Source organism: Microcoleus sp. Z1_B2 (genome assembly GCF_036700325.1).
In the GTDB taxonomy this organism is placed as follows: domain Bacteria; phylum Cyanobacteriota; class Cyanobacteriia; order Cyanobacteriales; family Microcoleaceae; genus Microcoleus.
Map to the genome: position 1 here is coordinate 153356 of NZ_JAUBOQ010000003.1, position 26529 is coordinate 179884.

22 protein-coding genes are annotated in these 26529 nt (G+C 46.0%); 12 read left to right on the top strand and 10 right to left on the bottom strand.

Annotated elements, in window-relative coordinates; translation table 11 throughout:
• Window positions 1-3: 3 nt before the first annotated feature.
• Window positions 4-810 carry a serine O-acetyltransferase gene (gene cysE / locus QT984_RS02545; RefSeq protein ID WP_333052456.1) on the top strand — a complete coding sequence of 269 codons (807 nt, stop codon included), beginning with the start codon at window positions 4-6 and terminating at the stop codon, window positions 808-810.
• A gap of 185 nt (window positions 811-995) precedes the next feature.
• Here the strand turns inward: cysE and QT984_RS02550 are convergent, their stop codons facing one another.
• The gene (locus tag QT984_RS02550; protein ID WP_333052453.1) at window positions 996-1577 is read right to left on the bottom strand and encodes an Npun_F5749 family FMN-dependent PPOX-type flavoprotein; all 582 of its coding nucleotides are present in this window, start codon (window positions 1575-1577) and stop codon (window positions 996-998) included.
• A 76-nt stretch (window positions 1578-1653) separates the two neighbouring features.
• Between QT984_RS02550 and QT984_RS02555 the strand changes: the two genes are divergently transcribed.
• Complete coding sequence (locus QT984_RS02555) at window positions 1654-2772, top strand: tocopherol cyclase family protein (protein ID WP_333052451.1); 1119 nt, start codon at window positions 1654-1656, stop codon at window positions 2770-2772.
• Between the two features lie 96 nt (window positions 2773-2868).
• Window positions 2869-3369, top strand: a complete 501-nt coding sequence (locus tag QT984_RS02560) for a plastocyanin/azurin family copper-binding protein (protein ID WP_333052448.1) — start codon at window positions 2869-2871, stop codon at window positions 3367-3369.
• Between the two features lie 70 nt (window positions 3370-3439).
• On the opposite strand, the gene clpS is transcribed toward QT984_RS02560, so the two are convergent.
• The 4 genes from clpS to pflB all read right to left on the bottom strand — a co-directional run bounded on the left by clpS (window position 3440) and on the right by pflB (window position 10177).
• Window positions 3440-3733, bottom strand: coding sequence for an ATP-dependent Clp protease adapter ClpS (gene clpS / locus QT984_RS02565; protein WP_172185659.1), 294 nt, complete (start codon window positions 3731-3733; stop codon window positions 3440-3442).
• Window positions 3734-3960: 227 nt separating this feature from the next.
• Window positions 3961-6591 (bottom strand): bifunctional acetaldehyde-CoA/alcohol dehydrogenase, encoded by a 2631-nt coding sequence (adhE, locus tag QT984_RS02570; protein ID WP_333052445.1) that lies wholly within the window; start codon window positions 6589-6591, stop codon window positions 3961-3963.
• 124 nt (window positions 6592-6715) lie between these two features.
• Window positions 6716-7456: a pyruvate formate-lyase-activating protein gene (gene pflA, locus QT984_RS02575; RefSeq protein WP_333052442.1), complete on the bottom strand. Its 741-nt coding sequence runs from the start codon at window positions 7454-7456 to the stop codon at window positions 6716-6718.
• 492 nt (window positions 7457-7948) lie between these two features.
• The gene (gene pflB, locus QT984_RS02580) at window positions 7949-10177 is read right to left on the bottom strand and encodes a formate C-acetyltransferase (protein ID WP_333208423.1); all 2229 of its coding nucleotides are present in this window, start codon (window positions 10175-10177) and stop codon (window positions 7949-7951) included.
• A gap of 429 nt (window positions 10178-10606) precedes the next feature.
• On the opposite strand from pflB, the gene QT984_RS02585 reads away from it, so the two are divergent.
• Window positions 10607-13327: a bifunctional acetate--CoA ligase family protein/GNAT family N-acetyltransferase gene (locus tag QT984_RS02585; RefSeq protein ID WP_333052437.1), complete on the top strand. Its 2721-nt coding sequence runs from the start codon at window positions 10607-10609 to the stop codon at window positions 13325-13327.
• Between the two features lie 500 nt (window positions 13328-13827).
• On the opposite strand, the gene QT984_RS02590 is transcribed toward QT984_RS02585, so the two are convergent.
• Window positions 13828-14430 (bottom strand): superoxide dismutase, encoded by a 603-nt coding sequence (locus tag QT984_RS02590; RefSeq protein ID WP_333052685.1) that lies wholly within the window; start codon window positions 14428-14430, stop codon window positions 13828-13830.
• Between the two features lie 381 nt (window positions 14431-14811).
• Between QT984_RS02590 and QT984_RS02595 the strand changes: the two genes are divergently transcribed.
• Window positions 14812-15351 (top strand): phosphate-starvation-inducible PsiE family protein, encoded by a 540-nt coding sequence (locus QT984_RS02595; RefSeq protein ID WP_333052434.1) that lies wholly within the window; start codon window positions 14812-14814, stop codon window positions 15349-15351.
• 366 nt (window positions 15352-15717) lie between these two features.
• On the opposite strand, the gene QT984_RS02600 is transcribed toward QT984_RS02595, so the two are convergent.
• A complete protein-coding gene (locus QT984_RS02600; protein ID WP_333052432.1) occupies window positions 15718-16269 on the bottom strand; it encodes a peroxiredoxin in 552 nt (183 codons plus the stop codon).
• 119 nt (window positions 16270-16388) lie between these two features.
• Here QT984_RS02600 and QT984_RS02605 point away from each other — a divergent pair, with 119 nt between their 5' ends.
• Window positions 16389-17726, top strand: a complete 1338-nt coding sequence (locus tag QT984_RS02605) for a peptidylprolyl isomerase (RefSeq protein ID WP_333052429.1) — start codon at window positions 16389-16391, stop codon at window positions 17724-17726.
• An 88-nt stretch (window positions 17727-17814) separates the two neighbouring features.
• Here QT984_RS02605 and QT984_RS02610 read toward each other — a convergent pair whose 3' ends face one another.
• Window positions 17815-18525: a tetratricopeptide repeat protein gene (locus tag QT984_RS02610; protein WP_333208426.1), complete on the bottom strand. Its 711-nt coding sequence runs from the start codon at window positions 18523-18525 to the stop codon at window positions 17815-17817.
• A 136-nt stretch (window positions 18526-18661) separates the two neighbouring features.
• On the opposite strand from QT984_RS02610, the gene QT984_RS02615 reads away from it, so the two are divergent.
• The 5 genes from QT984_RS02615 (at window position 18662) to QT984_RS02635 (ending at window position 24716) form a co-directional block, all read left to right on the top strand.
• A complete protein-coding gene (locus tag QT984_RS02615; RefSeq protein ID WP_333052424.1) occupies window positions 18662-18847 on the top strand; it encodes a hypothetical protein in 186 nt (61 codons plus the stop codon).
• A 205-nt stretch (window positions 18848-19052) separates the two neighbouring features.
• On the top strand, window positions 19053-19769 hold the full coding sequence (locus tag QT984_RS02620; protein WP_333052421.1) for a pentapeptide repeat-containing protein: 717 nt from the start codon (window positions 19053-19055) through the stop codon (window positions 19767-19769).
• 584 nt (window positions 19770-20353) lie between these two features.
• A complete protein-coding gene (locus tag QT984_RS02625; protein WP_333233091.1) occupies window positions 20354-21085 on the top strand; it encodes a cytochrome c biogenesis protein CcdA in 732 nt (243 codons plus the stop codon).
• A 339-nt stretch (window positions 21086-21424) separates the two neighbouring features.
• On the top strand, window positions 21425-22837 hold the full coding sequence (locus tag QT984_RS02630) for a cytochrome c biogenesis protein (RefSeq protein WP_333234314.1): 1413 nt from the start codon (window positions 21425-21427) through the stop codon (window positions 22835-22837).
• A 412-nt stretch (window positions 22838-23249) separates the two neighbouring features.
• The gene (locus QT984_RS02635) at window positions 23250-24716 is read left to right on the top strand and encodes a TerB family tellurite resistance protein (RefSeq protein ID WP_333208429.1); all 1467 of its coding nucleotides are present in this window, start codon (window positions 23250-23252) and stop codon (window positions 24714-24716) included.
• 126 nt (window positions 24717-24842) lie between these two features.
• Here the strand turns inward: QT984_RS02635 and queF are convergent, their stop codons facing one another.
• Window positions 24843-25262 (bottom strand): preQ(1) synthase, encoded by a 420-nt coding sequence (gene queF / locus QT984_RS02640; RefSeq protein WP_333208430.1) that lies wholly within the window; start codon window positions 25260-25262, stop codon window positions 24843-24845.
• A 145-nt stretch (window positions 25263-25407) separates the two neighbouring features.
• Between queF and QT984_RS02645 the strand changes: the two genes are divergently transcribed.
• The gene (locus QT984_RS02645) at window positions 25408-26004 is read left to right on the top strand and encodes a hypothetical protein (RefSeq protein ID WP_333208431.1); all 597 of its coding nucleotides are present in this window, start codon (window positions 25408-25410) and stop codon (window positions 26002-26004) included.
• 84 nt (window positions 26005-26088) lie between these two features.
• On the opposite strand, the gene speD is transcribed toward QT984_RS02645, so the two are convergent.
• Window positions 26089-26511, bottom strand: a complete 423-nt coding sequence (gene speD, locus QT984_RS02650) for an adenosylmethionine decarboxylase (protein ID WP_190743421.1) — start codon at window positions 26509-26511, stop codon at window positions 26089-26091.
• Between the last annotated feature and the right edge of the window lie 18 nt (window positions 26512-26529).

Consider the following 26529-nt stretch of genomic DNA (forward strand, 5'->3'; position numbering starts at 1 on the left):
AAAGTGCTAAAGACTCTTAGAGCTGACTTCAGTATAATTTTCGATCGCGACCCTGCAGCTCGCAACTGGCTGGAAGTTTTGTTTTGCTACCCCGGTCTTCAAGCCCTAGTGCTGCACCGCCTCGCACACTGGCTTTACGTGTTGGGACTTCCCTTCATCCCCCGCTTGATTTCCCACATAGCTCGCTTTTTGACCGGAATTGAAATCCACCCAGGGGCAACCATCGGCAAAAGCGTATTCATCGACCACGGTATGGGGGTTGTGATCGGCGAAACAGCGATTATCGGCGATTTTGCCCTAATTTACCAAGGTGTCACCCTAGGCGGTACTGGCAAACAAAGCGGCAAGCGTCACCCTACAGTCGGCGAAAACGTAGTTGTCGGTGCCGGCGCCAAGGTACTCGGCAATCTGCAAATTGGCAATAACGTCCGCATCGGCGCCGGTTCCGTCGTACTCCGCGACGTACCATCTGACTGCACAGTGGTAGGGATTCCCGGCCGCATCGTCTATCGATCGGGAGTGCGCGTCAATCCCCTAGAACACGGCAGTTTGCCGGATTCGGAAGCTGTGGTAATTCGCTCTTTGCTCGATCGTATCGAATCCCTCGAACAGCAAGTAAAAAGTTTGGTTCCTCAACCATCTGTCTCCTTAACTTCTGATCCCACTTCCCACAATTTCCACTCAGTATCAGAAGCTTTAAACCAAGCCAGCAATGTAGCCGTAGCCGAAAAAACACAGCTAGTTACAACCCCTAGCTGCAAGTTAAAAGATAAAGCAATTCAAGAATTTTTCGACGGCAGCGGCATCTAAAATTTGAATTGGCCAAACAGGGAATTGGCCAAACAGGGAATTGGCAATGGGGCCTGGAAGGTTATTGGTAACAAATAACCAATAACCAATAATCACTGACTAATGACTACCCAGATTTATCAGTGGAGTCGCTTTCTTCAATCTAAAATCTAAAATCTAAAATCTAAAATCGGTTGACTTCTTTTTCAAGGATTAACCGATCGCACAGACCAATTTCCCTCCCCGTCGCGCCGATAAAGCGATCGGTTTTGCGGTTCCCCCCGCAACTCCAACAAATCCACCGTTTCCGGTTCCAACAACAGCAAGCAAAAATTAGGCAGCGGCTCGATCGCATCTGGGGAAGCAGAATCAAAAGCACTAGCCTCGGCTTTGTCATCCCCCGGATGAGGCCAAGCAAACTGCGATCTAGCCGCCTCAGAAAGCTCCTGCCAAGTTGTGCACCGCGATGAACACAACTGGGCATCTGGATAATCTGCCCCTACCAAAACTAGCTTTCCAGCAATCCGAAATTGTTCGCGAGTTTTCGGGAAATACCAGCAAATTTCCCCCCAAGGATAGAGATTAATCTCCTCAGCCTTTTCACTGCGAATATCTGTAATAAACTTTAACTGATTAGTATCTGCTAAAAAGCCTCGAAACACCACAGTGCGGTTAGCCGGACGCCCGGTAGCCCGAACAGTTGCTAGTTGCAAGTAACGGGCAAAAGCAAGACTGCGGTTGCGGTGGAGGGCACGAGCTAAGGGCGATCGCCAAAGTGCTAGAGACATAAAGGAAGGAAGAAGGAAGAAGGAAGAAGGAAGAAACAGTTATCCGTGAATTCCCTGTCATGCTATTGGTAATTCTATGTCAAATTCACTCTCAAAACTCAAAACTCTTGAAACTCCCCACAGTGGCTACCACTGGGACGGTAGTTCACGCCGCTTTTTTGAAGGCTGGTACTACCGAATAACATTACCGATTCACGGACAATCCTTTGCATTCATGTATTCCATCGAAGACCCCAGAGGCGGTCAACCTTACAGTGGCGGTGCAGCTCAGATTCTCGGTCCGAAAGATAGCTATTTGTGTCGCACCTTTCCAGATGTAAATAAGTTTTGGGCGCACAGAGAAAGCTTAGGTTTCGGACATTGGGGCAAAACAGATTTACAAATTAAACCCCAATATTTAGAGCCGGCAGTATTCGACAGCAGCGTCGAAGAAGGCTATCAAGCTACTGCTACTTTAAATCAAGGTTATTTGCACGATCCGGGAAGCGGCAGCCACTGTTTTTGGCAGTACGAAATTCAACCTATCTATGGCTGGGGAAACTCTGAAGAAATCCAGAAATCTACCGCAGGAATGCTATCTTTACTGCCCGTTTTTGAGCCTGGATGGCAAATTTTAATGGCTCACGGTTTAGCCACGGGCTGGATCGATTGGAATGGCGATCGCTACGAATTTAAAGATGCTCCCGCTTACAGCGAAAAAAACTGGGGCGGTGCTTTTCCGCAAAAGTGGTTTTGGATTAATTGCAATTGTTTTCAAGGCGAAAATGATTTAGCTTTAACCGCAGGTGGTGGCAAGCGGGGCGTGCTGTGGTGGATGGAATCGGTAGCAATGATTGGTCTGCATTACCGAGGCAAATTTTACGAATTTGTGCCTTGGAATTCGCAAGTTAGTTGGACTATTGAACCTTGGGGAAGCTGGAAAATGCAGGCTAGAAACAGTCAGTTTGAAGTTGAGTTGATTGGCACTACAAACATTCCTGGTAGTTATGTGCGAACTCCTACCGAAAAAGGCATGGCTTTTTGCTGCCGGGATACGACGCACGGTGAATTGCGCTTGCAACTGCGAGAGTTGTTGGGGGGAAATGTGGAAAAAAATGGCAAGCAGCGTTCTAGAATTATCTTAGAGGCTCAAAGCTCTTTATCGGGTTTGGAAGTTGGGGGCGGGCCTTGGGATGAAGTTTGGCGATCGAATTAAGTCATTAGTCAGTAGTCAGTAGTCAGTAGTCAGTTGTCAGTTGTCAGTTGTCATTAGTCATTAGTCAGTTAATAGTTAACAGTAGTCAGAACAGCCATGATCAATTTACTCGGTTGGCAATTAGGCAAATTCTACCGCAGCCAGGGGTTACAAAAAACTTTCAAGGTGATTTTGGGACTAATTTTATGTTTGAGCACAATCTTGATGCCAGCGACAATTGCTAGTGCTGCCGGTGATTTGTCTCGCCAACCTGTTACCGAAATTACTGTTAGTTTAGGTAACGAAGCTGGGGAACTCAAATTCTTTCCCAATCTGCTAGAATTTGAATCGGGCAAGCGCTATAAATTAGTGCTAAAAAATCCCAGTTCGCAGAAACATTATTTTACTGCTAAAAACTTTGCTGATGCGAGTTGGACTCAAAAAGTTGAAGCTGGGAAAGTGGAAATTAAAGGAGCGATTCACGAACTAGAACTTAAACCGGGCGCTATGGCAGAATGGGTGTTTGTGCCGATGAAATCGGGAACCTACAACCTGCGCTGTACGGTAGCCGGACATACAGAGGCGGGGATGATTGGCAAAATCACGATCGCCTCTTAAATCCCAATCTGCGTTCAATTTCAGATTAATTACCGAAAATTCATCGAACTTTCGGCCCTCTAGACACTTTTCAAGTAGACTCTAGCGGAGCCATTGTCAGTCCAGCACGGCTCAATTGCATATGATAAAGTTCTGCTTGCTCTTGCGGGCCAACCCACACGGTGGCTTGGCCTTCGTGGTGGATTTGGTTGGCGAGTTTCCAAGCTCGATCGCTCGTCATCCCTGGAATGTATTTCGTCAAACATTCCACAACGTGCTGAAATGTGTTGAAATCGTCGTTGAGGACTATTACCCGATAGTTGGGATAAGGTTTGCGGGTAACTTGACTCGATCGAACGGGTGCTATGGTTGGTGAAGAGGTCATCGCGCGAACAGCCACTAAAACTACAAAATTCGTAAAAAAGTTACCTCTAAAATTATAACACAATTTCATATTTTTTCAACCCCTACTTGGTATTTTGATCCGCTTCGGGGTTTATTTTCACCACCGGGCCCTGCGTTAGATTTCTCCAGAAACTGTGGGGAGTAGGAGTTAGGTATCCTGCCCCCCATTGACAGGCTTTTGAGGAGAAATCTATGGCACCGCGCCGATTACACTAAAGTTAACACTCGATTGAGATCGGAAGTGTCGCCGTCAGAATACGCTTGCACCAGAAGTTGCTTTAAATCTTCAATCAGCGGATAGCGGGGGTTCGCTCCGGTACACTGATCGTCAAAAGCTCGATCGGCCATTTCCTCAACGCGAGCAAAGAAGAAATCATCACTCATTCCCTGACTGGCGATCGCCTCCTGAATCGTGCTAGGAATATCTACCTCACGCTTCAGAGCTTCCACCGCTGCGATCAACTTCTCAACTTTTTCATCTTCGGTATCGCCGCCCAAATTCAGATAGTCTGCAATTCGAGCATAACGCCACTTGCTGTTAGGATACTTGTTTTGAGAAAAAATCGCTTGTTTGAACGGAACATCCGTTGCATTGTAGCGAATTACATGGGAAATCATCAGCGCATTCGCTAAACCGTGAGGGACGTGGCAAGTTGCACCTAATTGGTGAGCTACTGAGTGACAAACCCCCAGAAAAGAGTTGGCAAATGCCATGCCGGCGATCGTAGCAGCATAATGTACTTTCTCCCGCGCTTTCGGATCGTTGGCACCATTTTTGTAAGCGCTGGGCAGGTATTTAAACAGCAAACGAATCGCTTCTAAAGCCAAACCATTTGTATACTCAGAAGCCAACACAGAAACATAAGCTTCTAAAGCGTGGGTTAGCGCATCAATGCCGCCGTAAGCAGTCAGTTTCCGGGGCATATTCAGCGTAAGTTCTGGATCGACGATCGCCATACTCGGAGTCAGAGCATAATCTGCCAGCGGATACTTAATCCCCGATCGTTCATCCGTAACAACCGCAAAAGGCGTGACTTCCGAACCCGTTCCCGAAGTAGTTGGAATTGCCACCATAATTGCCTTTGAACCCAAAGGCGGCAGTTCGTATACCCGCTTGCGGATATCCATAAACCGCATCGCCAATCCTTCAAACTCAATTTCTGGATGCTCATACATCAGCCACATTACTTTAGCAGCATCCATCGGCGAGCCACCACCAAAAGCAATAATCACATCTGGATGGAAACTATTGCAGATTTCTAAACCTTTGCGAACAGTAGCCAGCGAAGGATCGGGTTCCACATCGTAAAATGTGTAGTGATCGATGCCGATTTCTTCCAAACTCTCTGTGACTTCCTTAGTCAATCCCAATTCAAACAATGGTTTATCCGTCACAATCAAAGCACGTTTCTTACCTGCAAGATCCCTCAAAGCTACAGGAAGACAACCCGACTTAAAATAAATCTTGGGAGGAATGCGGAACCAGAGCATATTCTCGCGTCGCTCTGCTACGGTTTTGATATTGAGCAGGTGATGGGGTGTCACGTTGACAGAAATCGAATTATCGCCCCAGCTACCGCAACCGAGGGTAAGGGAGGGATCGAGGCGGAAATTGTACAAATCGCCGATCGCACCTTGAGAAGAAGGCGTATTAATCAGCACCCGCGAAGTCTCTAATTTGCTTTCAAAATAACGAATGTGTTCCTGATTGTGGGGGGCGGTGTAGAGTACAGAAGTATGTCCGTGTCCGCCAAAAATTATCAGCGCTTCAGCTTTGTCTACTGCTTCAGTAAAGTCCTTGGCGCGGTACATGGCGAGAATCGGCGAAAGTTTTTCACAAGCAAAGGGTTCTTCTTTACCTATCGTATCCACTTCTCCAATCAAAACCCTGATGTTTGACGGCACTACAAAACCCGCAATCTGCGCCACCTTTTGCACCGATTGTCCGACTATTTCGGCATTCAATCGACCATCAATTAAGATTACCCGCCGCACTTTTTCTCGTTCTTCAGCATTCAGGAAATAAGCACCGCGCTTGATAAATTCCAGTTGCACGGCATCGTACACCTCATCCACAACAACTACCGATTGTTCCGAAGCACAAATCGTGCCGTTGTCGAAAGTTTTGCTGAGCAAAATTGAGCTGACAGCCATTTGGATGTGGGCGGTTTCATCGATGATGGCGGGAGTATTTCCAGCGCCGACACCGAGGGAGGGATGTCCTGAAGAGTAGGCAGCTTTTACCATTCCCGGCCCGCCAGTTGCCAAAATTAGTTTGATATCGGGGTGCTGCATCAAAGCTTGGGAAAGTGGCACAGTTGGCTCATCAATCCACCCAATAATATCCGGTGGTGCGCCGGCTGCTACAGCAGCATCGAGGAGGATTTTTGCCGCCGCAGCCGTGCAGGATTTGGCGCGGGGATGGGGCGAAAATATAATGCCATTTCTCGTCTTGAGCACGATTAATGACTTAAAGATGGTGGTGGAAGTCGGGTTAGTTACAGGAACGATTCCCGCTAGCAATCCCACTGGTTCGGCAATGCGTTCGTAGCCAAAATGCCGATCGGACTCGATGATACCACAAGTCTTGTCGTTTTTATATTTGTTGTAAATCATTTCCGAGGCAAAATGATTTTTGATTGCCTTATCTTCGATGACTCCCATTCCCGATTCTTTGACTGCTGCTTTGGCTAAGGGAATGCGGGCGGCATTAGCGGCTAAAGCTACTTGCTTGAATATGCGATCGACCTGTTCTTGAGTGTAGGTGGCAAATTCAGCTTGGGCTGCTTTTACTTTTTGAATTAGGACTTCTAATTCTTCTAAATTGGTAACTTTCATGTGATTTTTCGTGATGTGGATTTCGGAAAAATTATTGCCTCAATCTTTGATTGGTAGGGAACCTGCAGATCGACGCAGATAATTTCAAGATTGTGGGTGACTTGTGAACGTGGCCTTTTAATTATTATATACCGCTAGCTCCGATCGCATTGACCCCGCGACTGCGAAAAATATCAACTGTTTGTTGCACGAGTTCCGGTGAAGCTGGAGGTGTATCCTTGAGTTCGTAATCCAATTTTAATTGCTCCCATTTGTATTCTCCCATTTTATGAAATGGTAATACTTCGACTTTTTCCACATTGTTCAGATTGGCAATAAACTCCGCTAATTTTTCTACGTTTTCGATGTGATCGGTGAGGTGAGGAACTAGAACGAAGCGAATCCACGTCGGTTTGCCAATTTCGCTGAGATATTTGGCCATTGCTAAAGTAGGCTCGATGGAAACATTGGTGACTTTGTAATAGAGTTCGGGAATGTAGGATTTGATGTCCAACAAAACCAGATCGGTCATTTCCAGAACCGGTTTAGCAACGTCTAAAACACAGAAGCCTGATGTGTCCAGCGCTGTATGCAAACCCATTTGATGACAGCGGGTAAAGATTTCTTTGACAAAATCCGGCTGCATCAATGGTTCGCCGCCGCTGACGGTAACGCCTCCTTTCCGTAGGTAGGATTTACATTTTATAATTTGCTCGATTAAATAATCGACGGTTACTTCTTTACCATCGTGGGAATTGCGACAGTCGGGATTGTGACAGTACAGACAGCGTAACGGACAGCCTTGGGTGAAGACGATAAACCGGATTCCGGGGCCGTCTACTGTACCAAATGTTTCGATTGAGTGAATGCGACCAATTCCAGACATTTAATTTGCTGTTTGTTGGTAAGGATTTTGAGAGTAGGGATGATATCAATTCCGGTTGCATTGGAATGATTAAACCGCAGAGTACGCAGAGAACGCAGAGGAAGAGAAGAGAGAGATGAATACAGGACGATGCTAACGGATTTGAGATGAGGGAATCTCGGTGTTAACTTAAGCCGGGAAACTTGCGGATTGTTCGTTTGGTTGCTGAGGCTCGATCCCCCTAAATCCCCCTTAAAAAGGGGAGTAGGGGTTGACTTTGAGAAGTGGACGGTTCCCCTTGAATCCCCAGATAGTCTGGGGAATTCAAGAATACTCTTGTTCCCCCCTTCTTAAGGGGGGTTAGGGGGGATCTGGCCTCATGGTTTAACAGCGAAACTAGACGAAAAAAGACTTATGCAGAACCAATTATGTAGGCGCTTCTTGAGTCCCCCTCAGCTCGGACTTCGTTTGACTCTTGAGCGGTTTCAATCGCCGAGTTTTTTCTGCTGGGATTTAGACGCGTTCGTGGAAAGTCCGTTTAATCACATCTAATTGCTGTTCGCGGGTAAGTTTGATGAAATTAACCGCATAACCGGAGACGCGAATTGTTAGCTGGGGATAGTTTTCTGGATGTTCCATCGCATCTAGTAATGTTTGCCGATCGAGGGCGTTAACATTGATGTGATGGCCGCCATCGTGGAAGTAACCGTCTATAAGACTAACTAGGTTGTTAGTCCGATCGCTCTCCATTCTGCCCAAGGCTTGCGGTAGAATCGAAAAAGTATTCGATATGCCATCTTGACAATCACTGTAAGGCAGTTTGGCTACAGAAGATAAGGATGCGATCGCCCCACAGGAATCTCGGCCGTGCATCGGGTTAGCACCGGGAGCAAAGGGTTCGCCGGCTTTACGTCCGTCGGGAGTGCTACCAGTTTTTTTGCCGTAAACTACGTTAGAGGTAATTGTGAGTACCGATTGAGTCGCTACAGCGCCGCGGTAGGTTTTGTGCTGGCGAATTTCGTTCATGAAGCTTTGCACAAGTTCGATGGCTATACTGTCTACGCGATCGTCATTATTGCCATATTTGGGATATTCTCCTTCGATCGAGTAATCCACTGCCAAACCTTGCTCGTTGCGAATCACCTTAACTTTAGCGTTTTTAATCGCCGACAGGGAGTCCGCCACCACCGACAATCCGGCAATTCCGCAGGCCATTGTCCGGTAAACATCGCGATCGTGCAGTGCCATTTCCAGGCGTTCGTAGCAGTATTTGTCGTGCATATAGTGAATGACATTCAACGTATTGATATACGTTTTTGCCAACCACGCCATCATGTCGCGGAACCTGGCTCTTACCTCGTCATAATCGAGATATTCGGTAGTAATCGGTGGGAACTGCGGCGCGATTTGGTCGCCGGACTTCTCATCTTTACCGCCGTTAATCGCATAGAGCAAAGTCTTAGCTAAGTTAACTCGCGCGCCGAAAAACTGCATTTGCTTGCCAATTCGCATGGCGGAAACACAACAGGCGATCGCGTAATCATCGCCGTATTGAGGACGCATCAAATCGTCGTTTTCGTACTGAATAGAACTTGTGTCGCTGGATACCTTCGCACAGAATTCTTTGAAGTTTTCCGGCAAGTTTTCCGACCACAAAACGGTGAGATTTGGTTCGGGTGCAGTACCGAGGTTTGACAGGGTGTGCAAGAATCGGAAACTGTTACGAGTTACCAATGTTCTACCGTCATCGCTGATACCGCCGATCGCCTCTGTTACCCAAGTTGGATCGCCAGAAAACAGAGCGTTATAGTCGGGAGTTCGCAAAAACCGCACCATGCGGAGTTTCATTACAAAATGGTCGATCAGTTCTTGCAATTCCACTTCGGAACTCGCGCCACTTTGTAAATCGCGCTCGAAATAAATGTCTAAAAACGTCGATACGCGGCCGAGAGACATCGCTGCCCCGTTTTGTTCTTTCACTGCTCCCAAGTAGCCAAAATACAGCCACTGGACAGCTTCTCGTGCATTTGCTGCCGGACGGCTAATATCAAAGCCGTAGCTAGCAGCCATTTCTTTTAACTCAAACAATGCCCGAATTTGCTCGGATAACTCTTCGCGCAAGCGAATTGTTCCCTCGTCCATCGCGTCTAGTTCGAGTGATTCTTGCTGTGTTTTTTTATCCTCAATTAGGCGATCGACACCGTACAAAGCAACGCGCCGATAGTCACCAATTATCCGCCCGCGTCCATAGGCATCTGGCAAACCTGTGATGATACCCGAACGTCTCGCCAGACGCATCGAGCGCGTGTAAGCATCGAATACACCATCGTTATGAGTTTTGCGATATTTCGTAAATATTTCTTCTGTTTGCGGATCGAGCTGATAGCCGTAAGCTTCTAAACCTGCCTTGACAACGCGAATCCCGCCCAAGGGCATAATCGCGCGTTTCAAAGGTCGATCGGTTTGCAAACCTACTATTTGTTCTAAGTCGCGATCGATGTATCCTGCTGCATGAGCCGTGATCGATGTGGGAACTTTTGTATCAACATCCAATACACCTTTTTCGCGCTCTTGCTTCATTAATTCCAGAACTTTTTGCCAAAGTTGCTGGGTTTTTTCGGTTGGTGCTGTGAGAAATTCTGCATTCCCTTCGTAGGGGGTGTAATTCTTTTGGATGAAGTCTCTGACGTTGACTTCGTTTGTCCAGTTGCCTTCAGTAAAGCCGTGCCATTCTGCAAACATAGCTTGCTTTCACCTCAATTTTTTATTAGCGATCGATCTTTTTTGCTTCGACCACTATATCTAGTATATATTTAATTTCAATATTTTAAATACCCGGTTCGCTATTTGTTACAAAAGTTGACTTGCTAATTTGGTGGGAAGAATTAAGATAGATAGTAGGCAGAACCTCCTCGTGAATTGTTGAGGAAGCTCTGACCAAAGGGGTTCCCGAACTAACACTTAGACAACCCAAATGTTGTTTAAGGGCGGGCGTGTCGGAAACGGGCAATGAGATTTTTTTTTTCAGGAACCGCAAACACCCGAAGAAGATGAAGAAAAAGCAGAAAAAAAGCAGAAAAAGAGTTCGGATTTGATTCGGTGATAGTTATCGAAAGCAGAGCAATATTAATTGCTGATTAATTGAAGTAGGGTACTATGCAGATAAATTCAATGAATCAAAGCACTGCGAGCGATCGGGCTCACGATATTTGGAAAGAACAGCGTCATCCGCTCGATCGGATTTTTCGGCCTCGCTCCGTGGCTGTAATCGGCGCAACAGAGAGAGAAGGAAGCGTTGGACGAACTCTCCTGTGGAACTTGATTCGGAATCCGTTTGGCGGCACAGTTTTTCCAGTGAATCCGCAGCGCCACAGCGTCTTGGGGCTCAAGTCTTATCCTGACATTGCTAGCGTCCCGGAAGTAGTGGATCTGGCGGTGATTGCTACGCCGGCTGCTGGGGTGCCGCAAGTGATCCGCGAATGTATCGCTGCTGGGGTGAAAGGAGCAATTATTGTTTCTGCAGGCTTTAAAGAGATTGGTGCGGCTGGGGAGGCTTTAGAACAGCAAGTTCTCGCCCAAGCGCGTCTGGGCGGAATGCGGATTATCGGCCCAAATTGCCTCGGTGTGATGAATCCTGTGGTTGGGCTCAATGCTACTTTTGCAGGTACGATCGCCCGTCCGGGTAATGTCGCTTTCATCAGTCAAAGCGGCGCCCTCTGTACTTCGATTCTCGACTGGAGTTTGGGGGAAAATGTCGGTTTTAGCGCCTTTGTATCGATCGGCTCTATGCTCGATGTCGGTTGGGGCGATCTGATCGAGTATTTCGGGGACGATCCCCATACTCACAGTATCGTTTTGTACATGGAATCTATGGGTGATGCTCGTTCGTTCCTGTCCGCCGCCCGCCCAGTGGCGATCGACAAACCGATCATCATTCTCAAGGTAGGACGTACCGCCGCCGCCGCCCAAGCCGCCGCTTCCCATACGGGAGCTTTGACGGGTAGCGATGACGTGCTTAACGCTGCTTTCCGCCGCTGTGGCGCGTTGCGCGTACATACGATTTCCGATTTGTTCGACATGGCAGAAATTCTGGCCAAGCAACCGCGACCGCAGGGCAACCGCCTATCGATCGTCACCAATGCCGGAGGCCCAGGGGCGATCGCCACTGATGCCTTAATTAGCGACGGCGGTGCCCTGGCAGATTTGGCACCGGAGACGCTGCAGCGACTTGATGAGTTTTTGCCACCTCAGTGGAGTCATCACAACCCGATCGATATTTTGGGCGATGCTAGTAGCGATCTTTACGCCAAAACTTTAGAAGTTGTCGCTCCCGATCCCAATAGTGACGGATTGCTGGTCATCCTGACGCCACAAGCGATGACAAATCCCACCCAAACCGCAGAAAAACTTAAGTCTTACAGCAAACTCGGAAAGCCCTTATTAGCAAGCTGGATGGGCGGTGTGGAAGTGTCAGCGGGAACGCAAATTCTCAATCAGGCAAATATTCCGACTTTCCCTTATCCCGATACCGCCGTCAGGTTATTCAACTATATGTGGCGGTACACATACAACCTGCGCGCTATCTACGAAACGCCATCTCTCCCCGCTGATTGCGAACTCGATACTTCCGGGTGTGCTACTGCTGCGAAGATTTTGACTGCCGCCCGTCAAAACAATCGCACTCTATTAACCGAGTACGAATCAAAACAGTTGCTAGCAGCTTACGGGATTCCCACCGTAGCGACAGAAATTGCAGCGAGTGCGGCCGAAGCTGTGGAAATTGCCGAGATCCTCGGTTATCCAGTGGTGCTAAAACTCCATTCTGAGACGATTACTCACAAAACCGATGTGGGGGGCGTCCAACTAAATTTAGGCGATGCTAAGGCTGTAATTAGTGCCTTTGAGGCGATCGCCCAGCGGGTACGGGCGATCGATCCTGCAGCGTTTCTTGGCGTAACCGTGCAGGCGATGGTGCATTTGGAAGGCTATGAACTAATTTTGGGTAGCAGTATTGACCCACAATTTGGGCCGGTGATGCTGTTTGGTTCCGGCGGACAATTAGTGGAAGTCTTTCAAGATCGATCGCTCGCACTTCCGCCTTTAAATACCACCTTAGCGCGGCGGATGATGGAGCAAACTCGCATCTATAAAGCTTTGCAAGGAGTGCGCGGCAGATCGGCAATTGACCTGGTACAACTCGAACAGTTATTAGTTCGTTTCAGTCAACTGATTGTAGAGCAACCTCAAATTGCCGAGATTGATATTAATCCGCTGTTGGTTTCTCCTGAAGGTGCGATCGCTCTTGATGCCCGTGTTGTTCTGCAAACAACGGAAAACCCCATTTCAACGGCGATTCGCCCCTATCCTACGCAATACGTTCAAAAATGGTCAACGGAGGGCGATCGTCCCATCACCATCCGTCCGATTCGCCCAGAAGATGAGCCGCTGATGGTGCTCTTCCACAAAGAACTTTCCGAAGAGAGCGTGTATTTGCGCTACGCTCACATGGTAAAGTTAAAGCACCGCATTGCTCACGAACGTTTGACCCGGATTTGTTTTATTGACTACGATCGCGAAATGGTGTTAGTAGCCGATCGTCCAGACCCGGAAACCTCAGCACACCGGATTTTGGGAATAGCGCGTCTGAGCAAACTCCACGGCACAAACCAAGCCGAATTTGCCCTCATCGTTAGCGATAGCTATCAGCAGCGCGGTTTGGGAACAGAATTATTGAGGCGGATGTTGCAAATTGGTCAGGAAGAGAAATTAGAGGCGATCGTTGGCTACATTCTTAATAGCAACTACAAGATGCAGAGCCTCTGTAAAAAACTAGGATTTGAACTCCACCCAGACCGAGACGAAGGAATGTTGAAAGCTGTTTTTGTCTGCTAAGCTGTGGAGCATTTAAACCACTAACGAGGCTTGTATGGTGCGTCAGGAGTGAACACTTACGCGCTTATGCGGGAAACACTTCTGTACGCTGGGCACCCTACAATCGTCTTTTAAATGCCGAACAGCTTAGGAATGAGAATTAAATAACTTCCACTCTTGAAAGTGGGATGGGCCTAAGATCCCGTCCAAAAAGGACGGGCTCTTAGGCCCATCCCACAATAACAATTAAAATTGTAAGTTATTTAATTCGCGATCCTTAATAGCAAGTGTGGTTAAACTGATATCTTGCACCATTCTCAATTAGCCCTAGGGGCGGGTTCGCCAACAGCCTTAAAGCTTGCAAATAGGTTCTATAAACCCGCCCGACCCCACGAAAAATCCTCTTATTGATATTGCTGCAAGATGTCAGGTTAAATAATTCTCATTCATCACCACTAAAGTCCTCACTACAAACCGATAAAGTTTGTAGTGAGGACTTTAGTCCTCAAACTAAGATGCTACTAAGCCGCAGCCAAATTTGCTGCTGCAAACTCCCAGTTAGCCAAATTATCCAAGAAATTAGTAATGTAGTCGGGACGGCGGTTTTGGAAATCCAAATAATAAGCGTGTTCCCACACATCCAAAGTCAGCAACGGAGTTTGGCCGTGTGCTACCGGGGTGTCAGCGTTAGCAGTTTTGGTAACTTTCAAAGTGCCGTTGTCCAAAACCAGCCAAGCCCAGCCGCTACCGAACTGAGTTGTCGCAGCAGTCTTGAATTCTTCTTTGAATTTGTCGAAGCTGCCGAAGTCGGCGTTGATTTTCTCAGCTAAAGCTCCTGTCGGAGTGCCACCGCCGCCCGGTGCGAGGGAATTCCAGAAAAAATTGTGGTTCCAAACTTGACCTGCATTGTTGAAAATGCCGGCTTTGGATGGGTCTTTAGCAGATTCCTTGACAATTTCTTCAAGGGATTTGCTCGCCATTTCAGTTCCTTCAATCAGTTTATTCAGATTGGTCACGTAAGCAGCGTGGTGCTTGTCGTGGTGGAACGAAAAAGTGTTGGCCGACATATGAGCTGGCTCTAGGGCGTCAGCGGCGAAGGGTAACGGTGCAAGTTCAAATGCCATTGTGTTCAATCCTCTCTGGATTACTTTTGGTTTTTGGGCTAACTTTCCGGCTTTTGTATGATTAAAGCCGAGAGTCCCTAGCTTGAGTTTATCAAGCTGTGGTAAATAATTCTTTACAATTTTCATATTTTATAGCAGTTGGGGCATTTCAGCATTCAGACTTGTATTTTTTAGATATCAAAGCTACTTATTGCAGCATTCACATAGCATAAACTATCACTAAATGTCAAGCCACCTGGGTGGCAAATAAAAGTGTGTGTGAAATTGTCAACCAATCGAAATTTTATGAGACTGATAAAGAGATTAAACCTGTAAATTGCCATAGATTAACCTAAGTTCAATTAAGCTGTAAGAAAGCCAAACAAGTTGCAGCATATGTCAATGGAAAAGCGTTTAAACAACTCGTCGAGTAACCCCCCTCAATGGTTGAATTTGCAATTAATCGTCACCGGTCTGGAAACAGTCCAAGACTTAATTGTAATTTCCCTATGTATTGGTTTGTTTTGTTTCATGGTGCTAGAACTGCGAGAAATGTTCTTCTCGCTGCTACCTCCTTTGAATTTCCAGGAAGTCACGGCAGATATTTTATTTCTATTAGTTTTAGTGGAATTATTTCGGCTGCTAATTATTTACTTGCAAGAAAAAAGAGTTTCGATCGGCGTAGCTGTGGAAGTTTGTATTGTATCAGTTTTGCGAGAAGTGATAGTGCGGGGAGTGCTGGAAACTCCCTCGGTTCAAATATTATCAACAGGCGCATTTTTGCTGGTTTTGGCAGTGTTGTTGGTAGTCCGAGTTTGGTTGCCGCCAACCTTCGAGGGAATTGACCCGGAACGTCGCATGGCTAGCAGAAAGAAAAATTTTTCAGACAATGAATCTTCTGTCGCATCTGTTGCAGTCAATAGCAAGTTTAATTCTCATTGAATATGTCATGACAGGCGATTTTAGATTTTAGATTTTAGATTTAGTCTTTTATCGCTTGTCACGTTACAGCTATCATTTCGCGTAAAACTGAGATTTTGCACCATTGTCAAGAACGGGCTCTGGGGCCCGTTCCACAAAGAGTAGATTTTCTTGTGGGGAGTAGGGGTTGGGCAGGAGAATCCACCCAAAAAAGAATTATTGAGAATGGTGCAAGATGTGAGTTCAAATCAACCTGATAACGTTGGCAGTGAAGACTACATTCCTCTGTATTTTCAGAGGAATGTAGTCTTCACTACCAAGACAAGGTTCATCAGTCATTCCCAATTATTCAAATCTAAAATCTCAAATCTAAAATCTAAAATGGTATTACCCGTTAGCCTGCAATTCCTGCAAGCGGGCAAACACTTCTTTAGAGTGAATCGCCGGATTAATCTTCACAAAAGTTTCCCGCAAAATACCTTCAGGGTCAATAATAAAACTGTGTCGCGCGGAGATAAAACTCATCCAAGAACCGTAAGCTTTACTCACTTTACCGTCGGTATCAGCTAACAGTGGAAACTTCAAACCTTCCGAATCGCAAAATTCCGCGTGCGAGTTGACATCATCAGCGCTAATACCGATAATTTGAGTATTTTTTGCCAAGTATTTCGGCAAGTCTTCCTGAAATCGACGCGCTTCGATCGTACATCCCGAAGTAAAGTCTTTCGGATAAAAATAGACTACCAGCCACTTACCGCGATAATCGGACAGGGACACTTGTCCGTCGCCGCTGTTTGTTGGCAAACTAAAATCCGGGGCTGGTTGATTCACCGCCGGAAGCTTGCCACCTAGGGCAAATGCAGGTGTGGCAAAATTGAAACTTAGAAAAACTAGACAAATTGCCAATAAAGTGGTAAAAAACTTGCGACGGGGCATCATAAATTTAGAAGTAGAACTGTACTTAACACAAGTTTACAGTTTTCTGATTAAATGGGTAGGGGCAATTCGCGGATTGCTTCTAAAACCCAACGATCACTCACTCAAATAGCAATTTACCCATGAGCGCTGCACTCCCGTTAACAGGCAAAGCTATAGTAGTCCAGATAATTAACGGTCAACCCGTTACGATCGAAGTAGACGGCACTAATGCCCCGATTACTGGGGGAAATTTTGTTGACTTAGTTGAACGAGGCATTTACGACGGGGTGATGTTTCACCGAGTTGTGCGCCAGCCAGAGCCTTTTGTAGTGCAAGGAGGCGATCCGCGCAGCAGAGATAGGACAATTCCAGCGAGTCAATTGGGAACGGGTAGTTTTATTGACCCTGATACCAATCAGGCGCGTTTTATTCCTTTGGAAATTACGCCGCAAGGGGCCGCGCAACCTGTTTACAGCCAAGTTGTAACCCAGACGCCGCAGTTGCAGCATAATCGAGGGGCTGTGGCAATGGCTCGTTCTAATGCTTTGGATTCGGCTTCTTCGCAGTTTTATTTTGCTTTGGATGATTTGCCATTTTTGGATGGTAATTATGCTGTTTTTGGTAACGTTATTCAAGGTTTTGAAACGGTGAATGCGGTGCAGCAGGGCGATCGCATTTCAACTGCAAAAGTCGTTCAAGGAATCGTTCCCAGTCGGGTTTCTAGCATAGTTAGCGATGTTAATGCGCTCAACGCTTTAATCAATAGTACCAATTTCGTAAATCTATCTTTGGGAGCGCTCAGATTGCCAAACACCCCCAACAACTATCAAGTCACTTCCCAAGACTCTCAGCAAAATCCCAGCGGTGTACTGGGAGGTAGTGCAAACGATCGCATCATCGGTTCACCGACTGATGATGCAATTAACGGCAGCCAAGGCAACGATACTATCACGGGCGAAGCGGGTGACGACTTTCTTAGAGGCGGCAAAGGTAACGACTCCATTAGCGGAGGTGTTGGCGACGATATTATCAACGGAAATCTCGGCGACGATATTATCAATGCCGATGCTGGTAACGACTTTTTGCGAGGCGGCAGAGGAAACGATGTTTTAATCGGCGGCGATGGTAACGATTTTTTGATTGGCGATACTGGCAGCGATACTCTCACTGGTGGTGGCGGTACTGATACGTTTGTTCTGGTTACGGGTGAAAATCTGGAGTTGGATGGGGCGAGCGATATAATTCTTGATTTTAGGCCTGGAGAGGGCGATCGTATTGGCTTAACCAGCCCTTTATCCAACACCTCATTCACCCAATCAGGCAGCAACACACTCATTCAATTTGGAGGAGTGACTTTGGCTGTGGTTCAAAATGCCGCCCCTGCAGCAGTTCAAAATGCTGCTTTTACAATTAACTTTTCTACTGCTTTCCTTGCCGATGGCTTGCCCCCCGGAGACGCCGCCTTGAGAGTTGGCTAACTTTAACAAGACTCGCGCCCTAATTATAGGTGTAGGGTGCTCTTCGGTGCACCTTACCTGATTATCAATTCCCAATTTCCAAATTCAACTAATACCATAGCTGACTAATTTTAGAAACCGCATCTTGATAAGAATCCATTCTCCCCTGCTGCTTAAAAAGCCCTGCTGCCTTCTGGAAATCCTCAAATGCTCCATGAACCTCTCTCAATTTATATCTAATCACTCCTCGGTTAAAGTAAGCTTTAGCAAAATCGTTATTGAGGCGAATTGCTGACTCAAAATCAGCTAGTGCTGCTAGGGAATTCTCCATTTGCAGGCGGATAGCACCTCGGTCAAAGTAAGATTGAGCTAGATTAGGGTTGAGCAGGAGTGCCGAGTTGTAATCTGCGATCGCCGCAGTATAATGTTTTAAACGAGTCAGCATAAACCCCCGATTGCTGTAATACTTGGCTCGGTAAGGATTGAGTTCGATGGCTGTAGTTAAATCTTCGATCGCCGATTGCTTATAGCCTAATTTGTAGCGGGCCACACCGCGATCGTTGTAAGCTGACGCGAATTGCGGATTAATGTTAATTGTGGCAGTAAAATTTTTAATAGCGCCGTCCAAGTTTTGTTGTTCGAGATTTCTTAAACCCTGAGTGTAAAACTTTTTGGTACTAACTTTTAAATTTGCCTCTTGTCGGGATTCAGCTTGCTCCCCCGAAAATACCCCGGAAATATTAGTGAATCCCAAAGATTCGATTGAATTGAAAATAGTTGTGACAACTAATTGGGTTGGGAGAAGGGGGATAGTAGGCATGGGAGGAGTGGTGTTCAACTGTATGCTGTCATTTTCCTCCATACTTCAGCTACTGACAGTGATATCCGTAGTGTCAGGAACGTGATAACTTTGATGAGATTTGGTGATGCTGGGGCATTGACTTGTGTGATGAAAGTTGGGCTTAGTTAGTGATGCCGATCGCACTTCAGAACAAATGCGTCTAGAACCCTTTAAATATAAGGTTTTCCGCCTAGATTGGCGGTTTCTTTCTTCCCATATTGAGCAGTTCCTACCGGGATTATTGGCAGGTATGCCCCTGGGAGAGCGATCGCAACTGTCGGCAGCAAGTATTACTTTGTAGCGATATTCGATCGGGATTTGTCCATCGGACACGGCCATCTTAAACCCGGTTTTTACTCACGCCCCGAGCACCATTCTCGCTTAACAGGCCCGACGGCCTGTTCCACAAATTACTAATATTTTTGAGTAATATTGCTGAGGAAAGTTGCCGATTATTTGCTATGCTTTGATTAGACATCAATAATTTATGGCACAAATTAGTGTCAATGAAAAAAGTTATGAGGTTGAAAATTTTCTTCGCTGCATTGTTGGCGATCGTCCTGTTCACTCTCTACTTAACTCCTCCTGTGATGGCAGCGAATGGGGAGGATTTGAGTCACCTATTAAAGGATAATTGGTGCGTCAGTTTTTTGTGGAAGCAATGCGATTTGAGCGCTGTGGATTTGCGGGGCGCTAATCTCCAAGAAGCCAATTTGAGCGGCGCTAATTTGTCCGGCGCTAATTTGTCCGGTGCTAACTTAAAAAATGCGGATCTTTCTGGCGCAGACCTCACCGGCGCTAATTTAGCAAATGCTGATATTCTAGGCACGGATCTCAGTCGAGCCAATTTGACAGAAGCTAATTTCAACGGTACCAAGTTGTGGGATGCTAATCTGACTTTGGCAAATCTGAGCCGCGCCAATTTACAAGATGCTAATGTCTTAGATTCTCGACTTTGGGGAAGCAATCTTACCCAAGCTAACTTAACGGATGCGACGCTGCACGGTGCTGACTTGCAATATGCTAATTTGGCAGACACTAATTTAACAGGTGCTGACTTGCACAGCTTCTTTTTCCGAGGTTCCAAACAAGTCACAAATTTGAGCAATGCTAATTTAGAAGGCGCTATTTTAACGGGAGCAAATCTCAGAGGTGCGGTGCTGGCTGGGGCAATAATGCCGGACGGGTCTATTAATGAAGAAAGTGGCTTTAATTTACAGTAGAGTAAAATTAAAGTCTGCTTGAATAATTTCAACAACAGGCTTTCGGGCTGATTTCGCATTATCGGGTGTAGCTGCGCCCATTGCCAACAGCTTGTTGAGGATGCTGTCAATCGATTTTAGATTTTAGATTTTAGATTTTAGATTGAAGCCTTGACTTGCGCGAGATAAATACGTTCGGCAAGTTTCATCGGATACAGGTTTTTATTTCTCCCTCCTGAGTCTCCGAAGGAATGAATCACGTGGCGGGTATCCTGGATGCTTGCGGTCAAGATATCAATTTAAACCAGGGTGCGATCGACCTTTTAACTCCCAACCAGTAAATCTCGCTAAAATCTTAAATCTCAAACCGAACCTGCGCGCATCTGTTACAATTTTCAACAAAGCCAGAACAGCCCCGAACCTGAAGTCGCCTGCCTAGGGATACCAGCCCCCGACAGGAGTCGTGAATAACAAAAATATTAGATATTTAGTTTAAACTCCCAAATTCATCTGTAGAGTCTCTCTAAAATCTAAAATCGATGGGCTGTGGACTCAATCTAAAATTTAAAATCTAAAATCTAAAATCTAAAATCTAGAATCGACTGATGGAAACCCTGCAAACTCAACTTTACGAACTCGCACAATTTGCTAATAATTTAGTAAATACGCAACTGACAAACCTCAGTTTAGTCAGCGTCGGAGTCATCTTTCTGGCAGGGTTGCTAACGAGCTTAACGCCCTGTATGCTTTCAATGTTGCCGATCACGATCGGCTACATCGGTGGATACGAAGCAAAAAGTCGCCTGCAAGCAGCAGCCCAGTCTGCGTGGTTTTCCCTGGGATTGGCCACTACCCTTGCGGGTTTAGGCATTGTAGCATCATTTGCCGGACAAGTTTACGGCAAAATTGGCCTGGGTTTACCGATTCTTGTCAGCATTATTGCTATTCTAATGGGGCTGAATTTACTCGAAGCTTTACCCTTACAAATGCCGTCTTTCGACGCTGTGGGGTGGGTGCCGAAAGATTTGCCGGCGGGTGTGCGATCGTACTTATTGGGCTTAACTTTTGGTTTAGTAGCCTCTCCCTGCAGCACGCCGGTTTTAGCTACACTCTTAGCTTGGGTTTCCAAAACGGGAGATACAGTTTTAGGTGGTGTGTTACTGCTGTTTTACGCTGCTGGCTACGTCGCTCCGCTAATCATAGCAGGCACTTTCACTGCTAGCATAAAAAAGCTGTTAGAATTACGTCGGTGGTCGAGTTGGATTACGCCTGTTAGCGGCGTTTTGCTAGTAGGATTTGGCGTTTTCTCTCTGCTTTCCCGCATCCTTCCCGCGTAACTTTCGTTCTCAGGAATTCAGTCCTTATTGAGAGATATAGCAATCACTATGGAATGCGTGAATTAAGTTTTTTTTAACGAACCGCGAAGACGCGTTAGGCGAAGCCGCGCGTAAGCGCTAGAACACGAAGGAAGAAAGAAAGAAAAGAGAAAGAATTCAAAATTGATTGAGACTTTTTCAATAAACATAATAATATTTTGTTCATCTTTTTTTTCCCTCCTTTCTCTTCCTTCTCCCTTCTTCCATCCGTTACATCTCGTACAGTGCTGGTTGCCGAACTTGCTGACATCCGTTACATCCCGTACATTGCTCGTTGCCGAACTTCCTCCATAATTACCAATGACATCAAAAGAAGTATTTCTATCAAAACTCTCAAGCTGGGCGACTGCCCCTCAAAAGTTTTTCAAGCGAGAAATCTTGCCGGTGCTCGCAGATTTGCGGCTGGCCATTATCTTGCTGCTGACGATCGCATTTTTCAGCATTTCCGGCACTGTCATCGAACAAGGCCAATCAGTACCCTTTTACCAATCTAACTATCCAGAACACCCTGCTTTGTTCGGCTTCCTAACTTGGAAAGTTGTGCTAATTGCAGGACTTGACCACGTATACCGCACTTGGTGGTTTTTGTCAATCCTAATTTTGTTTGGCAGCAGCTTAACAGCTTGTACATTTACCCGACAATTTCCCGCACTAAAAGCCGCCCGCCGCTGGAAATTTTATGAAGAACCAAAGCAGTTTGAAAAATTAGCTCTCAGTGCGGAATTAGAAACAGTTGCTTTAACTTCGTTAGAACCACTTTTGCAGCAAAAAAACTACCGCATATTTCGAGAAGGCGAAAAAGTTTATGCCCGCAAGGGAATAATTGGCAAAGTCGGCCCGATTATTGTTCACGCCAGTATGCTAATTATTTTAACTGGGTCGATATGGGGCGCAATGACGGGATTTCTCGGTCAAGAAATGGTTGCCAGCGGCGAAACATTTCAGGTGCAGAATATCTTGGATGCGGGGCCTTGGGCGGGGCCGCAAATACCGAAGGATTGGTCGATGCGAGTTAATCGGTTCTGGATTGATTATAGTCCGAGCGGTGCGATCGACCAATTTTACTCTGATCTGTCAGTTTTGGACAAAACAGGCCAAGAGGTCGATCGTAAAACCATTCACGTTAACGAGCCCCTCAGATATCGGGGAGTCACATTTTATCAAGCAGATTGGGCAATAGCCGCCGTGCGAGTTCGCCTCAACAAAAGCCCGGTTTTACAATTGCCAATGGCTCAGCTAGACACCCAAGGTAAAGGCCGAATTTGGGGTGCTTGGATTCCCACAAAACCAGATTTGAGTGCGGGAGTTTCTCTGCTAGCAAAAGACTTGCAAGGAACGATGTTAGTGTACGGTACGGATGGCAAATTGTTAACTACAGTTCGCGCCGGCACGGCGGTGGAAGTTAACGGAGTCATGCTGACAATTGACGAAGTTGTAGGCAGTACGGGATTGCAAATTAAAGCCGATCCTGGTATTCCGATCGTTTATACTGGCTTCGGGTTGCTAATGCTTAGTGTGCTGATGAGCTATCTGTCTCACTCGCAGATTTGGGCTTTGGAAAAGGACGGCAAACTATACGTCGGCGGGCGCACAAATCGCGCTCAGGTGACTTTTGAAAGAGAAGTTGTGGAGATTTTGGACAAGTTGGCAGAATCGAAACAAGAGGAAGAAAAGAGCGAAATAGCGCCGACTTCTCTAGCTAGTCAAAATTAATTTTATGGTGGGCATTGCCCACCATTGATGTCAACAACCAGGTAAAAGGTAGTATCAGTCTTCTGTCTGAGTCACAATCCCCTCGATCTCTCTTAGCCCCCCTTAAAAAGGGGGAAGAGCATTCAAAGTCACGCCCTACTCCCTTTTTAAGGGGATTTAGGGAGATAGAGACTCGACTACAAGCGACCTTCATTATGGGTTTGAGCCTGGTTGGTGACACGAATGCAATAGATTTTATATCGGAAAATAAGTGAATTTACGTAAATTATGGTACTGCTAATCAGGTAATTTTTAATAAAAGTCAGTGACTATACAATTGTAAATCTTCACAACAAGAGATATCATCTACCCATAGTTATTTAAATTTAAAAAAACTCAATAACTATGGATCAACTTATCCTGGTATTTTTTTATGCCAATTATCGTTCCTTTTGTCCTTCAAACAGTTTTACCTATACTCAGTGCGCTTTTCGCTCTTTTGATTCCTGTACTGGCTCCTGTTATCAAGTTCGCTCTGACTCGCATTCCCAAAATTCCCTCATATATTCGGCTCCTCAAAATTTTGTATTCAGATATTGACTCATCTGCCACAGAGCGAAAAATTATTACTGTTGGACTACTGGTAATTAGTAGCATTGTGACTTTCATGGCTTATTCCGTTATACCTTGGACGGGTGTACCCCTGATCGGTGCTATTACCAGTCCCATTGCTGGCGCTATTGCTCTTGTGGTGGCACTGGCACTTTTAGATATGATTTTTGACATGAATAAAGGCTATTACTTAGAGCGACTAAGAGGAAAAGGTTTTGCTGGATTAAATGACATAGAAACCGATATTAAAGATTTAAAAGATATTTTTGGCAAATCCTGGAAGAAAGTTAAATCTACTATTAACGATGCCAGCCAGAAAATTTATGAAGAGGGCTGTAAGCGTGGCATCAACTTTAGTGATAAATCTTATCAAAGCTATATCGATCGTGAATTAGAAGGATTGAATGTATATGTTGGTAAAAATTCAGTTGCAGAGTATGAAGGTATAAGTGCCGACTTATTAAAGCAAAATAAGGGGCAAGATTGGACAAAAGATGCTTTTGCACTAGGGACAGGTGCAACTGTAGGGGCTTTGGCTGGTGTTGGCGCTTCAGCAGTTGCGACCTCAGTATTTGCGCCGGCTAGTATTTGGACAACTATCCACAGCATTCCTTTGATTGGGGGCTTGGTGGGCAGTTCAACGGGTATTGTTGTCAGTGCAGGGTACTACTCATTACTAACATTTGCTGCTCCTGTTGGACTGGGAGTATTAGCAACTGTCGGGATTTACAGCGGTCTGACGGGCTGGAAAAATCAAGAAGAAGCGGCCAAGATGAGCAAGTTTTTATCAGAGATAATTATTGCTGCTTTACCAATGGCTTGGATTGATGGTCAATTAGATGACAAGGAGGAAGATACTATAGATAGATTGATGACTACCTCCGGTATGAGAAAGGAAGAGCGAGATTTAGTTCGCAAAGCCATAGAACAACGGCAAAAATTTGATGAAATCATGACAACGAGTATTCCTTTTGATGAAGAACATCGGGAAAAAAGTTGTAGTCAAAGCAATAAAGAGCGACTAAAGCATCGCCTAATATTATGTACAGCTTGGGAGATTGCCGTTGCTGATGGCAAAATTGATTTGTCAGAATTACATCTTCATAACTGCATGGCAGATAAGCTAGGTATTTCTCGTGAGGAGGTGAAAGAAATCCGGCGGGCGATAAACATCAAGCATGAGCAAGAGCTTTGGCTGACGGAAGCCTTAGAACCAAAGGGTTCCAAGACTAAGTTATTGAGCGTCCGCGAACAATACCGCCTCCAACCAGCAGCGGATAATCTTTAGTCTTTGATAACAATTTATCTAGTTAAGTGAGCAAGGGCTAAAAAAACAGAATACTCAGATACCCGACTTCTTAAAGAAGTCGGGTATCTGAGTATTCTGATAACGCACATTTAAAGGCTGAGCCTTCTACTTCTGATGCGACACCTCAATCACGGTGTGCACGTTCCCGCGTGGCGAAAAATCGCCCTTAATCGTCGCTTCCAGCGGCGCGCAAGCCGCCACAAAATCGTCTAAAATTTGATTGATCGATTCTTCGTGAGAAATGTAGCGATCGCGATAACTGTTGACGTACAGTTTCAGCGCCTTTAACTCTACCACCCGCTCGTCTGGCACGTAAGTAACGTGAATAGTCGCAAAATCGGGATAGCCAGAAAACGGACACTTGCAAGTAAACTCTGGCAACGTAATGTTAATCGAGTAGCGCCGCCCGACTCGCGGATTCGGGAAAGTAATTAACTCCCCTTCCAAAATCTGGCGTTCGCCGTATTTCATTTCTTCGGTGCTTGACTTTTGCGACATAGTTTGTTCCGGTGCGTGCTTATTCATAGCGATCGACTAAAAACTTGTAACATTAAATTAATTTTACGTTCAATATCTGTAACAAATATCTTGACGAATTGTGTTGCGATCGATCTAATTGCAAATAGTCTCAGGCTAAACTAAAACAAGTTCACCCTCGCCATCTACAATTATGCAAAATACTACCTTATCTGACAATACTTCCCCTGAAAACTCAAATAGTTACTCTCCATCAGTACCAATTTCCCTCTATCGAGAAGTCACGGCAGAGCTGCAAGCAGCCCAAGCGATGGTGGACTCCCTCAAAACCCACAATCAGCAATTAGTCCAACAAAATCAACAACTGCGGCGAGAAGTAGAAACAGTAGTTCAAGTATCCCAACAGTTACAGCAAGTAGTCAACTCGGCTCAGAGTATTACCCAGACAGGGATGCCTCAAATGCCGTCAGTCAAATTCAATTTCAGCGTTGAACCTCCGCCCCCACCACCTGTAACCTCGCAGACTAACTCTGCCATACCTCAACCACCTCAGACAGTGGCTTTCCCCTTCCCACTACCGGAACCGGAGCCAACAGCCGCCTCGATGCCGCAGCCACTTCCCGAAAAATTATTTACAGAGGTGCCGGAAACTCCTTACCGTGTGCGATCGCAACTCAAAAAAACCTCAGACTTAAGTGGATTGTGGTTGGCGATCGCGATTTTTCTGATTGTGATTGCAGCTTTCGGTGCAGGTTATTTAGTTGTTCGCCCTTTATTAATGAAAAAGTAAATTCCAACAAGAATCCCACGGCTCAAGCCGTGGGATTTTAAACAAAACCTAGCATAAAATGTTCAAAGTTACGCTAATTGGCCATCATCCTCTGGCGGCAATCGTTTCTACTGAACGAGGGGCATACTGCTCTTCACAAGCAGAACCTACGATTCCCACCCCGGGCTCGAAACCGCGCGTGAACTCAGTGAGTTTTACCTGTTTAGCTTCCAAAGCTGTCTGTAGCACCTTCATGGCTCGGTGAGGGTCGCCGGCTCCGCAGAAAAATAAGTCTGCAGCAAAATAACCGTGTTCAGGCCAAGTATGGATTGCTATATGAGACTCTGCCAAAGTAGCAGTAGCTGTCACTCCGTGAGGACTAAACTGGTGTACGCACAAATCGATGAGAGTAGCTCCTCCGGCTTCGATCGCATCGAGAATAGCGCGGCGGATACGTTCAGGATCGTTGAGCAGGTCTCCAGGAGACTGCCAAGCATCAGCGACCAGATGGGTTCCCAATTGTTTCATTCTGCGGGGTTTTACCTC